This window comes from Streptomyces sp. NPDC025618 (assembly GCF_055558795.1).
The window spans coordinates 18,958-31,076 of sequence record NZ_JBVHLW010000026.1; the positions used below are offsets into that span (position 1 = coordinate 18,958).

13 protein-coding genes are annotated in these 12,119 nt (G+C 71.9%); 7 read left to right on the top strand and 6 right to left on the bottom strand.

What is annotated here, in order from left to right:
- The first annotated feature begins 1,205 nt into the window (after positions 1-1,205).
- The 5 genes from ACZ4A5_RS21355 (at position 1,206) to ACZ4A5_RS21375 (ending at position 4,223) form a co-directional block, all read left to right on the top strand.
- On the top strand, positions 1,206-1,403 hold the full coding sequence (locus ACZ4A5_RS21355) for a hypothetical protein (RefSeq protein ID WP_467586203.1): 198 nt from the start codon (positions 1,206-1,208) through the stop codon (positions 1,401-1,403).
- Between the two features lie 86 nt (positions 1,404-1,489).
- Positions 1,490-2,059 carry a TetR/AcrR family transcriptional regulator gene (locus ACZ4A5_RS21360; protein ID WP_467586206.1) on the top strand — a complete coding sequence of 190 codons (570 nt, stop codon included), beginning with the start codon at positions 1,490-1,492 and terminating at the stop codon, positions 2,057-2,059.
- 65 nt (positions 2,060-2,124) lie between these two features.
- Complete coding sequence (locus ACZ4A5_RS21365; RefSeq protein WP_467586398.1) at positions 2,125-2,727, top strand: DUF4865 family protein; 603 nt, start codon at positions 2,125-2,127, stop codon at positions 2,725-2,727.
- 62 nt (positions 2,728-2,789) lie between these two features.
- Positions 2,790-3,368, top strand: coding sequence for a TetR/AcrR family transcriptional regulator (locus ACZ4A5_RS21370; RefSeq protein WP_467586210.1), 579 nt, complete (start codon positions 2,790-2,792; stop codon positions 3,366-3,368).
- Positions 3,369-3,440: 72 nt separating this feature from the next.
- Entirely contained in the window at positions 3,441-4,223 is a 783-nt protein-coding gene (locus ACZ4A5_RS21375) for an oxidoreductase (RefSeq protein ID WP_467586213.1), read from the top strand.
- On the opposite strand, the gene ACZ4A5_RS21380 is transcribed toward ACZ4A5_RS21375, so the two are convergent.
- Positions 4,220-4,990 (bottom strand): TetR/AcrR family transcriptional regulator, encoded by a 771-nt coding sequence (locus ACZ4A5_RS21380; protein ID WP_467586216.1) that lies wholly within the window; start codon positions 4,988-4,990, stop codon positions 4,220-4,222. The two genes, ACZ4A5_RS21375 and ACZ4A5_RS21380, sit on opposite strands and share 4 nt — an antisense overlap.
- Before the next feature lie 135 nt (positions 4,991-5,125).
- On the opposite strand from ACZ4A5_RS21380, the gene ACZ4A5_RS21385 reads away from it, so the two are divergent.
- Positions 5,126-5,386, top strand: a complete 261-nt coding sequence (locus tag ACZ4A5_RS21385; RefSeq protein WP_398867587.1) for a hypothetical protein — start codon at positions 5,126-5,128, stop codon at positions 5,384-5,386.
- Here ACZ4A5_RS21385 and ACZ4A5_RS21390 read toward each other — a convergent pair.
- Positions 5,383-7,113 carry a BCCT family transporter gene (locus ACZ4A5_RS21390; protein WP_467586219.1) on the bottom strand — a complete coding sequence of 577 codons (1,731 nt, stop codon included), beginning with the start codon at positions 7,111-7,113 and terminating at the stop codon, positions 5,383-5,385. The two genes, ACZ4A5_RS21385 and ACZ4A5_RS21390, sit on opposite strands and share 4 nt — an antisense overlap.
- Before the next feature lie 151 nt (positions 7,114-7,264).
- On the opposite strand from ACZ4A5_RS21390, the gene ACZ4A5_RS21395 reads away from it, so the two are divergent.
- Positions 7,265-8,443: a glycerate kinase gene (locus tag ACZ4A5_RS21395; RefSeq protein WP_467586222.1), complete on the top strand. Its 1,179-nt coding sequence runs from the start codon at positions 7,265-7,267 to the stop codon at positions 8,441-8,443.
- A 285-nt stretch (positions 8,444-8,728) separates the two neighbouring features.
- Here ACZ4A5_RS21395 and pssA read toward each other — a convergent pair whose 3' ends face one another.
- The 4 genes from pssA to ACZ4A5_RS21415 form a co-directional block, all read right to left on the bottom strand.
- Positions 8,729-9,589 carry a CDP-diacylglycerol--serine O-phosphatidyltransferase gene (pssA, locus tag ACZ4A5_RS21400; protein WP_398867584.1) on the bottom strand — a complete coding sequence of 287 codons (861 nt, stop codon included), beginning with the start codon at positions 9,587-9,589 and terminating at the stop codon, positions 8,729-8,731.
- Positions 9,576-10,223 carry a phosphatidylserine decarboxylase gene (locus ACZ4A5_RS21405; protein ID WP_361524891.1) on the bottom strand — a complete coding sequence of 216 codons (648 nt, stop codon included), beginning with the start codon at positions 10,221-10,223 and terminating at the stop codon, positions 9,576-9,578. Before ACZ4A5_RS21405 ends, pssA begins: the two co-directional genes overlap by 14 nt.
- A 171-nt stretch (positions 10,224-10,394) precedes the next feature.
- On the bottom strand, positions 10,395-11,600 hold the full coding sequence (locus ACZ4A5_RS21410; protein ID WP_467586225.1) for an acyl-CoA dehydrogenase family protein: 1,206 nt from the start codon (positions 11,598-11,600) through the stop codon (positions 10,395-10,397).
- A gap of 1 nt (position 11,601) precedes the next feature.
- Positions 11,602-12,114: a MaoC family dehydratase gene (locus tag ACZ4A5_RS21415; protein WP_467586228.1), complete on the bottom strand. Its 513-nt coding sequence runs from the start codon at positions 12,112-12,114 to the stop codon at positions 11,602-11,604.
- Positions 12,115-12,119 lie beyond the last annotated feature (5 nt).

Consider the following 12,119-nt stretch of genomic DNA (forward strand, 5'->3'; position numbering starts at 1 on the left):
GGGCCATCGGTCCGACGGGTCCCGCCGGCCCGAAGGGCCCCAAGGGCGACAGGGGTGACAAGGGTGGTGTGGGCCCGGCGGGGCCCAGAGGCGACCTCGGTCCCGTAGGGCCGGCCGGTCCCGCAGGACCTTCCGGCCCCAAGGGTGACGCCGGGCGCGTGGGGCCCGCAGGGCCGGCGGGCGCGAAGGGTGACCCGGGGCGTGTGGGGCCGGCGGGCGTGAAGGGCGACCCCGGGCGTGTGGGACCAGCGGGACCAGCAGGAGCAAAGGGCGACCCGGGGCGTGTAGGACCAGCGGGACCAGCGGGACCAGCAGGAGCAAAGGGCGACCCAGGGCGTGTAGGACCCGCGGGACCTGCGGGAGCGAAGGGCCCCGCAGGGCCTGCCGGGCCGGTCGGTCCCGCAGGGCCCAAGGGCGATGCGGGGGCCGACGGTGTCATCGGCCCCGCCGGGCCGAAAGGTGACAAGGGAGACCCCGGAGCTCCCGGCGGCCCTGTCGGCCCCGCCGGGCCGAAGGGCGACCCCGGTCCGGCCGGGCCCAAAGGCGAGCGGGGAGACCCAGGAGGCCCTGTCGGTCCCGCCGGGCCCACGGGTGACAGGGGCGAACCCGGTGACACCGGCCCCGCCGGACCCACGGGTCCCAGCGGCCCCGTCGGCCCCGCCGGGCCGTCCGGCTCCACCGGGAGGCCGGGACCGGCCGGGCCCGCGGGTCCCGCCGGAGCCGCAGGACCGGCCGGACCCGGTGGCCCTCCCGGCCCTCGGGGGGAGCAGGGCGCCACGGGTGCCACAGGCGGCACCGGCGCTACGGGAGCCACCGGCCCCACGGGCCCCGCGGGGCCGGCAGGGCCCACCGGACCCGCCGGTCCCTCGGGCCTCCAGGGGCCTGTCGGCCCGGGTGGCGCCGTGGGCCCGTCGGGCCCCACCGGCCCGATGGGCCCGAAGGGCAACAAGGGGGACCCCGGAGCGAGGGGCCCCGCGGGCCCTTCCGGGGCGACCGGCCCCGCCGGCCCGGGAGGTGTCAGCGGCCCCACGGGCCCCCAGGGCCCGGCCGGCCCCGCGGGCTCGCAAGGCCCGGCCGGACCCGTCGGCCCACAGGGCCCCGCAGGTCCCACAGGTCCCGCCGGTCCCAAAGGCGCGCCCGGCAACGGCGGCCCCCCGCGCATCGTCCAACAGGAGTTCACCGTCGCCTCCCTCGCCCGTGAGCAGGTGCTGAAGAGCCCGGTGTGCCCCTCCGGCACGCGGATCGTCGGCGGCGGGTACGCCCAGGTCGGCACCTGGGCGGGGGCGTTGGAGAAGGTCGCCGAATACCCCCTCGTGGCGGAGAACCGCTATGTGCTGGGAGTGAACAGCGTCAGCCCCAGCGACGTCACCCTCAGGGTCTTCGGGGTCTGCCAGCCCTCCTGACCGCCGGACACCCCGAGCGGCCCGCCGACGGTCGGCGGGCCGCTCGCTCCTTCTCCTCTGTACCTACTGGTATGTACACTCGCCGCATGAGCACCTCGGAACGTCTGATCGAGAGCACCCGTGAGCTTCTGTGGGAGCGCGGATACGTCGGCACCAGCCCCAAGGCCATCCAGCAGCGGGCGGGCGCCGGGCAGGGGAGCATGTACCACCACTTCGCGGGCAAGCCGGATCTGGCGCTCGCCGCGATCCGGCGCACCGCGGAGGAGATGCGGGCCGCGGCGGAGGAGCAGTTCTCCGCCCCGGGCACGGCGCTGGAGCGGATCACCGCGTATCTCCTGCGCGAGCGCGATGTCCTCAAGGGCTGCCCCGTCGGCCGGCTGACGCAGGATCCGGAGGTGATGGCCGACGGGGCGCTGCGCGGTCCGGTCGACGAGACCTTCGACTGGCTGCGCGGCCGCCTCGCCGGGATCCTCGCCGAGGGCCGCGACCGTGGCGAGCTGGACGCGGCGCTGGACCCCGTCGCCACCGCCTCCGCCGTCGTCGCCGTGCTCCAGGGCGGTTACGTCCTGGCCCGCGCGGCCCAGTCGGTGGAGCCGTTCCAGCAGGCCGTGGGCGGAGTGCTCGGCCTCCTGGCCGGTCACGCCGCCACCCGATGAGAAACCCGGACGCCGCCGGCCCCGACGCCATCAGCCCCGACACCACCAGGAAGGCACCGGTCCGCATGCACGCCCAGCAGTACGAGATCACCCTGCCCGCCGACTACGGCATGCGGGTCATCCGCCGGCGCGTGGCCGACTTCGGCCACACCCTCGACGACCGGGCCGGGCTCGCCCTGAAGGCGTACGTCATGCGCGAGCGCGGCGTGAACGGCTCTCCCGTCAACCAGTACGCCCCCTTCTATCTCTGGAACGACACCGGCGCGATGAGCGCCTTCCTCGTCGGCGGGGGCGGTTTCCAGGGAATCATCCGCGACTTCGGGCGGCCGGTCGTCCAGCACTGGGCGGGCGTCGCCACGGAGGCGGGGCCGGCCCGTGCCGCGACGCCGAAGGCCGCCTCCCGTCGTCTGACCCCGGTTCCCGCCGACGCCGACCCCATGGGCCTCACCGACCTCGTCCGCCGCGAGACCGACGAACTGCGCGCGCTGGCACGGCGCGACGGCGTGCACACCGCCGCGCTGGCGGTCGATCCCCGGCACTGGCAGCTGATGCGCTTCGTCCTCTGGGAGCACGCCGTGCCCGAGGCCGAGGGCGCCACCGAGCGGTACGAGGTGCTGCACCTGTCCGCTCCGCACCTGTCCGGACTCCCCGAAGGTCGCCACTGGTAGCGCCGGAATTCCTCGCGATCAGTTGTTGACCTGCAGGTCAAGAACGGCTTAATCTTCCACGCATGGGCAGACCGAAGCAGTTCGATCCGGACATGGCGATCGACCAGGCCATGGACGTCTTCTGGCGCAAGGGCTACGGAGCGACCACGCCGCAGGACCTCGTCGACGAGACCGGCATCGGCAAGGGCAGCCTCTACCACTCCTTCGGCAGCAAGCACGCCCTGTTCACCCGTGCGTTGGAGCGCTACCGCGACACACAGGCGGCCGCCCTCGTCGAACTGCTCGGCGGGCCCGGCTCCGTGCGGGACCGGCTGCGGGCCGGGCTCGAGGCTCTCATCGAGATCGACCTCGGCGACCCCGGCCGGCGCGGCTGCTTCGGCGTCAACACCGCCACCGAGCTCGGCGGCGTGGACCAGGAGGCCACCGAGCTCGTGCGCCGCATGTTCGAGCGCACCGAGGGGGCCTTCCGGGCGGCGCTCGAAGAGGGACAGCGCTCCGGCGAGATCGACGGCCGCCTCGACGTCCGGGCCACCGCGAGCCTGCTGCTGGCGACCGTGATCGGCATGCGCGTCATCGCCCGCACCGCCGACGGCCCGGAGCGGCTGCGCCGGGTGATCGACGGAGTGCTCGGCCCCCTCTGAACCACCCCGCCCGGCTCGCCGGGCTCACCCCTGCCTTGTTTCTGTACCTACAGGTAAAGAAAAGAGCTTCCCATGGACCTCCACCTCACCGGCAAGACCGCCCTCGTCACCGGCGCGAGCCGGGGCATCGGCCTCGCCACCGTCCGCCGGCTCGTCGCCGAGGGCGTACGGACCGTCGGCGTGGCCCGTACGGTCACGGACGAGCTGGCCGCGAGCGGCGCGGCCGCCGTGACGGCCGACCTCGCCACCGCGGAGGGCGCGGCCCACGCGGTGGAAGCGGCGCGTGCCGAGCTGGGCGGCATCGACCTGCTGGTCAACGGGGTCGGCGGCGGTGACACGTACTCCGTCGAGGGCTTCCTCGCCACCGACGACGAGGCGTGGGCCGCCACCTTCGGCATCAACTTCTTCAGCGCCGTACGCGTCACCCGCGCCGCCCTGCCGGATCTGCTGGAGCGGGACGGCGCCGTCGTCAACATCTCCTCCATGGGCGCCCGCGTGCCCTCCAGCGGACCGGTCGACTACACCACCGCCAAGGCCGCGCTGAACGCTCTGGGCAAGTCCCTGGCCGAGGAGTTCGGCCCGCGCGGAGTGCGCGTGAACACGGTCTCTCCCGGCCCGGTCCGCACCCCGCTGTGGGAGGCCGAGAACGGCTTCGGCGACCACCTCGCCAAGGCGGCGGGCACCGACCTGCCGACCTTCCTGGAGCAGGTCCCGCAGATGATCGGCATGACGACCAACCGCATGACCGAACCCGAGGAGGTGGCGTCCCTGGTCGCCTTCCTGCTCTCCGACCACGCCCGCAGCATCATGGGCGCCGAGCTGATGATCGACGGGGGCGCGGTCAAGACGGTCTAGGTGCCCGGAATTTCCACGGGCAGCAGCCGGTTCAGGTGGTAGTCCACCACCTCGCTCACCGACGCCGGCGTGCGGCGGGCGTGGACGATGTCCATGCCCAGGCCGGTGATGCCCGAGACCAGGAGGTCCGCCTCCCGCGAGGGGTCGATGTCCGGGGCCGCCCTGCCGGCCTCCCGCGCTTCGCGCAGGATCGCCGCGACGAGCTCCTCCAGGGGCTGTCCGCCGTGCAGGAAGACCGCGGCGAGCCCGGGGTCGGTGAGGCTGCGCGCGTAATAGGCGGCGAACACCCGCAAGGACATGCGGCGTTGCTCGTCCAGCGGCAGGAACTCGTCCAGGATCGCCCGCAGCAGCGCACGGGGGTCGTCCGGGCACCGCAGCGCCTCGACACGGGTCCGGGCGCTGCGCTCGTTCTCCTCGTGCAGCATCCGGAGCGCGGAGACGAGGAGGTCGTGCTTGCCGGCGAAGTGGTACTGCACGACCCGCGGTGACACGCCCGCCTCGGCGGCGATCTCCCGCGTGCTCGCCTCGTGGAGCCCGCGCCCGGCCGCGATCCGCCAGACGGCCTCGGCGATCTCGCGGCGCCTGCGGGCGCGTGCGCCGCCCGGCCCGGCGGGAGTCCGGGGCGCCGCCACCGGTGGCCTCTTCCGCTGCCGGTACGCCTTGGCCTGGCAGCCGCGCGAGCAGTACGCGGGCGGGCGGCCTCGGCTCGCCCGGGGCAGCGGCGCACCGCACACCCGGCAGCCGACGGCCTTCTTTTCGTCACGCATGCATGGAGCGTACTCCTGCTGGAATGTGTGATGAAAAGGGATATTGCCTCATGGATGCGTGGAATTCCCTCCCCGATGGTTGATACGGTCGTAACGTAGGTCCACGTGACGGAACGATGCGATCCGGAGGCGGCCATGAATGAGGCCTGGTACCGGCTGGGAATGCTCCTGGTGTTCATAGCGGGATTCTGGGAGGGGGCGGCCGCCCTCTTCTTCCGGCTGTTCACGGCCAAGGAGCCGTCGCTGATGATCGCGGTGAACTACCTGTCCGCCCCCTGGTGTTACGTCGGGGCCGTGGCGGTCGTGCTCGTGACGTTCGCCGTCGTCGCCGTGCTCGACGCCGGGCACAAGAAGGCGCTGGCGCGCGAGGAGAGGCAGCCGCGGGGCGCGGCCTAAGCGCCCCCGGCCCCGCCGCCCTTGTCGCCGTCCTCGCGTTCGCGGGCGCTCTCCGCGACGCGGCGCAGGCGGGGGTGGCGGACCGGGCCCTGTTCCGTGATCGCCTCGCCGATCATCGTGCGCATCGCGTCCCGCAGCCCGTGCAGCGGGTGGTGCCGGGCCGGGCCCGCGCCCGGGTCCTCGCGCAACTCCCGTACGAGGGACCAGCACAGCGCCAGCATCACCAGGACGAAGGGCAGGGCGACCAGGATCGTCGCCGACTGGAGCGACTTCAGGCCGCCCGCCACCAGCAGGACCGCCGCGACCGCGGCCATCAGCACGCCCCACGTCACCACCAGCCAGGTGCGCGGGTGCAGCGCGCCCCGGCTGGAGAGCGAACCCATCACCAGGGACGCGGAATCGGCGCTGGTGATGAAGTACGTCATCACCAGCGCCATCGCGATCCACGAGGTGAGCACGTCCAGCGGCAGGGTGTCCAGCAGCGCGAACAGCGACGCCTCCGCCCCCTCCTTGACCGTCCCGGCCATGTCGGCCGTGCCCGTCATGTCCAGGCGCAGCGCGCTCCCGCCCATCACGCAGAACCACACCACGGTCGCCCCGCTGGGCACCAGCAGGACCCCGATCAGGAACTCCCGGATGGTCCGGCCGTGCGAGATGCGGGCGATGAACGTCCCGACGAAGGGCGCCCAGGACAGCCACCACGCCCAGTAGAAGATCGTCCACGCGCCCAGCCACGCCGAGTCGGTGAACGCCCCCGTGCGCGTCGCCAGGTTCAGCAGATCGTGCAGATAGCCGCCGGCGGCCGCCGGGATGGTGTTGAGGACGAAGACGGTCGGGCCGAGGACGAACACGAACAGCATCAGACACGCGGCGAGCACGATGTTGAGCGTGCTCAGCCACTTGACGCCCTTGTGCAGGCCGGAGAAGGCCGACAGCACGAAGGCCGCGGACAGCGCGCCGATGATGATCAGTTCGAGGGTGGTGGTGTCCTTGACGCCGGTGGTGATGTTGAGGCCCTTGGACACCTGGAGCGCGCCCAGCCCGAGGCTGGTCGCCGTGCCGAACACGGTCGCGAAGACCGCGAGCAGATCGATCGCCCGCCCGGGCCAGCCCGCCGCCCGCTCCTCGCCGAGCAGCGGGACGAAGGCCGAGCTCAGCCGGTTGCCGCGGCCCTTGCGGAACCCCGCGTAGGCGAGGGCGAGGCCGGACATGCCGTAGATCGCCCACGGGTGCAGGGTCCAGTGGAAGAAGGAGTACTCCAGCGCCGTACGGGCCGCGGCGGGCGAGTTGGCGGTGACACCGCTACCGGGGGGCGGGGAGACGAAGTGCAGCAGCGGTTCCCCCACGCCGTAGAACATGAGGCCGATGCCCATGCCCGCGCTGAACATCATGGCGATCCACGCGAGATTGCTGAACTCCGGCTGGTCGTCGTCCCGCCCCAGCCGGATCCGCCCGAAGCGGCTGAACGCGATCACCACGCACAGGGCGAGGAACACGTCGGCCGCGATGACGAACAGCCACGCGAAATTGGACAGCACCCAGTTCAGCGCGGCCGACGTCACGCGGTCGAAGGAGTGCTTGGCCAGCGCCGCCCACGCCACCACCGCGAGGACGGCGGCGCCGCCGATCGCGACGATGGTGCGGTCGGGGGAGTCGTCCGCGGGCGGACCGGAGGCGGCCGGGGAGGAGGGGGCCGGGTCGGGCGACTCGTATGCGTCGGTGCTCATGTCGCCCCACTATGGCCGGGATGCACTGAAATGGGTGGCCTGGCACGCCGTCCACAGGCATGGGCAACACGCAATCCCCCGGGTAGGGTCGCGGCGCGACGGCCCGTGCTCGTTGTGCGGCGCGGGCCCGGACCGGCGAGGGGACGGCGGGATGACAGACGCGACAGCCGCGGGGGCGACGGCGGGGGGCTCGGGCGCGTCCGGCCGCCGGGTGCTGATCGCCGCGGACAAGTTCAAGGGCTCGCTCACGGCGGTCGAGGTCGCCGAGCACGTGGCGGACGGGCTGCGGCGCGCGGTGCCGGGTGTGCGGACGGAGGCGCTGCCCGTCGCGGACGGCGGCGACGGCACGGTGGCCGCCGCCGTGGCCGCGGGCTTCGAGCGCCGCACGGAGCGGGTCACCGGACCCCTGGGGGAGCCCGTCACGGCCGCGTACGCGCTGCGCGGTGACACCGCCGTGGTCGAGATGGCCGAGGCATCGGGCCTGCGGCACCTGCCCGGCGGACGGCACGCCCCGCTCACGGCCGGGACGTACGGCACCGGGGAGCTGCTGCGGGCGGCGCTCGACGCGGGCGCGGCCACGATCGTCCTCGGCGTCGGCGGCAGCGCCTCGACGGACGGCGGCGCGGGCATGCTGAGCGCCCTGGGCGCGCGCTTCACGGACGCGCACGGCACGCCGCTGACCTCCGGCGGTGGCCCGCTGGCCGGGCTCGCGCGCGCCGACCTCTCCGGCCTCGACCCGCGGCTCGCGCGCACCCGGGTCGTCCTGGCCGGCGATGTCGACAATCCCCTGACAGGACCGAAGGGCGCCGCGGCGGTCTACGGGCCGCAGAAGGGCGCTACCCCGGACGGCGTGGCCGCGCTGGACGCGGCCCTCGCGCGGTACGCCCGCGTCCTGGCCGACGCCGTCGGCCCCCGGGCCGCCGAGTACGCGGAGGCTCCCGGCGCGGGCGCCGCGGGCGGTCTCGGCTACGGCGCGCTCGTCGGGCTGGGCGCCGCCTTCCGCCCCGGCATCGAGGTCATGCTCGACGTCCTGGGCTTCGCCGCGGCACTGGACCGGGCGGACCTCGTGATCACGGGGGAGGGCTCCCTGGACGCGCAGACGCTCCACGGCAAGGCGCCGGTGGGGGTGGCGGCGGCGGCGCGACGGCGGGGAGTGCCGGTGGTGGCGGTCTGCGGCGTGCTTTCGCTCTCCGCGGGGGAACTGCGGGGGGCCGGGATCGATCGGGCCTATCCCCTCGCGGAGCTGGAGCCGGACGCCGCGCGGTGCATGGCCCTGGCGGGGGAGCTGCTGGAGCGGGTGGCGGAGCGGGTGGCGGGGGATTTTCTCTGAACCGTCTTGTCTTCGGCTGCGCTCTTGCGCTCCGCGCGGCTGCGGGTCGAGCTTCTTGCGCTCTGTGTGTCACTGCGGGCCGGTGGGGGCTGGTCGCGCAGTTCCCCGCGCCCCTTTACGGGGCCTGCGGCCCCTTGGGGCCTAGGGGCGGAGCCGCATGGTGTCACCGTCCCGCGCCCCTTGCGGGGCCTGCGGCCCCTTTGCGGGGCCGACCGGTGCCCAAAAGCGTGGGGCCCGGGCGGATTGCCCGGGCCCCACGAGATGTTCCGCTGCGCGAGCGCGGCGTTACGGCAGCTGTGCCGCCTCGGCCTCACGGGCCTCGCGGCGGTTGTCGCGGAACGTGTTCACGCGGCGCGCCGTCGCGAAGAGCGGGATGACCGCGCCCAGGACGACCTGGAGCGCGCAGCCGGTCTGGAGCAGCAGCTCACCGCCCGGTGCGTCGAAGGCCCAGGCCGCCAGCAGGCCCATGCTCAGCACGATCCAGCTCAGCATGGCGACCGCCAGCCGGCCCCGCGGCTTCGGGTACTCGACGCGGCTCACCATCAGCCACGCCACCCCCACGATCGCCAGCAGCGTCGGGACGAACGGCAGCTCCAGCAGCACGATCGACACGACGGTCAGCGCGCCGAAAGGGCTCGGCATCCCCTGGAAGATGCCGTCCCGCAGCTGGACGCACGAGAAGCGCGCGAGCCGCAGCACCACCGCCAGCAGCACCACGATCGCCGCCACCGCCGACACCCGCTGGTGGGCGTCCTGGGCGACGACGCCCCAGACGACCACGAAGTAGGCGGGCGCCAGCCCGAAGCTGATCAGGTCGGAGAGGTTGTCGAGCTCGGCGCCCATCGCCGAGCTGCGCAGCTTCCGCGCGACGAGCCCGTCGAAGAGGTCGAAGACCGACGCGAGGAGCATCAGTATCACGGCCGTGGCCGCGCTGTGGCGGGCCATGCCGCCGTCCTCGTTGCCCGTGAGGTGCGGCATGAGGACGCCGGTGGTGGTGAAGTACACCGCCATGAAGCCACAGATCGCGTTACCGAGAGTGAGCGTGTCCGCTATCGACAGCCGCGTGGACAGCGGCATGTCGACCTCGTCCTCCGGCTCGGCTTCCGGCACCCAGGCGGCCTGTGTGTCCGGATCAATCACGGTCAAGGCGTGTCACCCCTGCCGTGGTGGGCTGGCCGACCTCGACCCCGGCCTCGATCCCCTCGGGGAGATAGACGTCGACGCGGGAGCCGAACCGGATCAGACCGATCCGCTCGCCCTGCTCCACCTTCGTGTCCTGCGGTACATAAGGAACGATACGCCGTGCGACGGCGCCGGCGATCTGCACCATCTCGATGTCACCGAGCTCGGTGTCGAAGTGCCAGACGACGCGCTCGTTGTTCTCGCTCTCCTTGTTGAAAGCGGGAACGAATCCACCGGGGATGTGCTCGACCGACGTCACGGTGCCGGCCAGCGGCGCCCGGTTGACGTGGACGTTCAGCGGGCTCATGAAGATCGCGACGCGGGTGCGCCCGTCCTTCCAGGGCATGACGCTCTGGACCACGCCGTCGGCCGGGGAGATGACCCGGCCCTCGGCGATCTCGCGATCGGGGTCGCGGAAGAACCACAGCATGCCCGCCGCGAGCGCGGTGCTGGGGACGGCCAGCGCCGCCCAGCGGCCGGAACGGCGGGCGCGGGTGAGGCTGACCGCAGCCGTGGCGACGGTCGGGAGGAGCCACGGCGATGCTCCGCGCGCAAGGCGGACGCGGCCGCGTGGTGCAGAGGAAGAGCTGTGGGGCATGGGTGACCTTCGTAGCGGAGTGGTGCCGCGTAACGATTGGGGGACGGCGGCTTTCCGGGGATGCTATCGGGTACGGCGGGCAACTGGCTAAGCGCCAGGGCCAGTCGATGGCCGAACACCGATGACTCGGTGTGATCTTCTTCTCGGTGAAACCACTCCCAATCGGGACAATCATCCCTGGAGTCGGTACTCCTCGAGTAGCCGACGACCAATGATCATTTTCTGGATCTCGGCCGTACCCTCTCCGATGAGCAGCATCGGCGCCTCGCGGTAGAGGCGCTCGATCTCGTACTCCTTGGAGAAGCCGTAGCCGCCATGGATGCGGAACGCGTCCTCGACCACTTCCTTGCAGTACTCGGAAGCGAGGTACTTGGCCATCCCGGCCTCGAGGTCGTTGCGCTGCCCCGAGTCCTTCTTGCGTGCCGCATTCACCATCATCGCATGCGCCGCTTCGACCTTTGTCCCCATTTCGGCCAGTTTGAATTGAATGGCCTGATGTTGGGCGATGGGTTTTCCGAAGGTCTGTCGCTGTTGCGCGTAGGAGACGCCCAGTTCGAAGGCGCGCTGAGCGACGCCGCAACCACGCGCGGCGACATTCACGCGGCCGACCTCGACGCCGTCCATCATTTGGTAAAAACCCCGGCCGGTGACGCCGCCGAGCACCCGGTTTCCGGGAACGTGCAGCCCATCCATGATCAATTCGGTGGTGTCGACGCCCTTGTAGCCCATTTTGTCGATCTTGCCGGGGATCGTCAGCCCCGGTTTGACCTCGCCGAAGCCGGGCTCCTTCTCGATGAGGAAGGTGGTCATCGATTTGTGCGGCGCGGTGCCCTCGGGGTGCCCCTCGTCGGTCCGGCAGAGCACCGCGACCAGCGTGGAGGAACCGCCGTTGGTCAGCCACATCTTCTGGCCGTTGAGGACGTAGTCCGCGCCGTCCCGGACGCCCTTGGACGTGATGGCCGACACATCCGAGCCCAGGCCCGGCTCGGACATCGAGAACGCGCCCCGGACCTCGCCGGTCGCCATTCTCGGCAGGAAATGGTCCTTCTGTTCCTGGGTGCCGTGCTGCTTCAGCATGTAGGCCACGATGAAGTGCGTATTGACGATGCCCGAGACGCTCATCCAGCCGCGGGCTATCTCCTCGACGCACAGCGCGTATGTGAGAAGCGACTCACCGAGCCCGCCGTACTCCTCCGGGATCATCAGGCCGAACAGCCCGAGTTCCTTGAGGCCCTCGACGATGCGCGTCGGGTACTCGTCACGGTGCTCCAGCTCCGTGGCGACCGGGATGATCTCTTTGTCGACGAATTCACGGACGGTGGCGAGGATTTCCCGCTGGATGTCCGTCAGCCCGTCGGTCTGCGCGAGGCGTCCCATCTCACTTCTCCCGGATGATCGGCTCGGGGCGGCCGGGCTGTTCTCCGCCGCGCTCCTCGGTGTATGTGGCGGTGGGGACCATCACCTTGCGCCGGAAGACGCAGACGACGGTGCCGTCCTGCTTGTAGCCCTTGGTCTCGACATACACGATGCCGCGGTCGCTCCTGGACCTCGACGGCGTCTTGTCGAGCACGGTGGTCTCGCCGTAGATCGTGTCGCCGTGGAAGGTCGGCGCGATGTGCTTCAGCGACTCGACCTCCAGATTGGCGATCGCCTTGCCCGAGACATCCGGCACCGACATGCCCAGCAGAAGTGAGTAGATGTAATTGCCGACCACGACGTTCTTGCCGAAATCGGTCGTCTGCTCCGCGTAGTTGCTGTCCATGTGCAAAGGGTGATGATTCATGGTGAGCAGGCAGAAGAGGTGGTCGTCGTATTCGGTGACCGTCTTGCCGGGCCAGTGCTTGTAGACATCGCCGACGGTGAACTCTTCGAAGGTGCGGCCGAACTGCATCGTGC

What these genes read in the sequence shown, in the direction of transcription:
- ACZ4A5_RS21385 (WP_398867587.1), top strand. Translation starts at nt 5,126, where the DNA reads ATGAATGAGGCCTGGTACCGGCTGGGAATGCTCCTGGTGTTCATAGCG.
- ACZ4A5_RS21415 (WP_467586228.1), bottom strand. Translation starts at nt 12,114, where the DNA reads ATGCAGTTCGGCCGCACCTTCGAAGAGTTCACCGTCGGCGATGTCTAC.
- ACZ4A5_RS21360 (WP_467586206.1), top strand. Translation starts at nt 1,490, where the DNA reads ATGAGCACCTCGGAACGTCTGATCGAGAGCACCCGTGAGCTTCTGTGG.
- ACZ4A5_RS21365 (WP_467586398.1), top strand. Translation starts at nt 2,125, where the DNA reads ATGCACGCCCAGCAGTACGAGATCACCCTGCCCGCCGACTACGGCATG.
- ACZ4A5_RS21410 (WP_467586225.1), bottom strand. Translation starts at nt 11,600, where the DNA reads ATGGGACGCCTCGCGCAGACCGACGGGCTGACGGACATCCAGCGGGAA.
- ACZ4A5_RS21375 (WP_467586213.1), top strand. Translation starts at nt 3,441, where the DNA reads ATGGACCTCCACCTCACCGGCAAGACCGCCCTCGTCACCGGCGCGAGC.
- ACZ4A5_RS21390 (WP_467586219.1), bottom strand. Translation starts at nt 7,113, where the DNA reads ATGAGCACCGACGCATACGAGTCGCCCGACCCGGCCCCCTCCTCCCCG.
- ACZ4A5_RS21380 (WP_467586216.1), bottom strand. Translation starts at nt 4,990, where the DNA reads ATGCGTGACGAAAAGAAGGCCGTCGGCTGCCGGGTGTGCGGTGCGCCG.
- ACZ4A5_RS21370 (WP_467586210.1), top strand. Translation starts at nt 2,790, where the DNA reads ATGGGCAGACCGAAGCAGTTCGATCCGGACATGGCGATCGACCAGGCC.
- ACZ4A5_RS21395 (WP_467586222.1), top strand. Translation starts at nt 7,265, where the DNA reads ATGACAGACGCGACAGCCGCGGGGGCGACGGCGGGGGGCTCGGGCGCG.
- ACZ4A5_RS21405 (WP_361524891.1), bottom strand. Translation starts at nt 10,223, where the DNA reads ATGCCCCACAGCTCTTCCTCTGCACCACGCGGCCGCGTCCGCCTTGCG.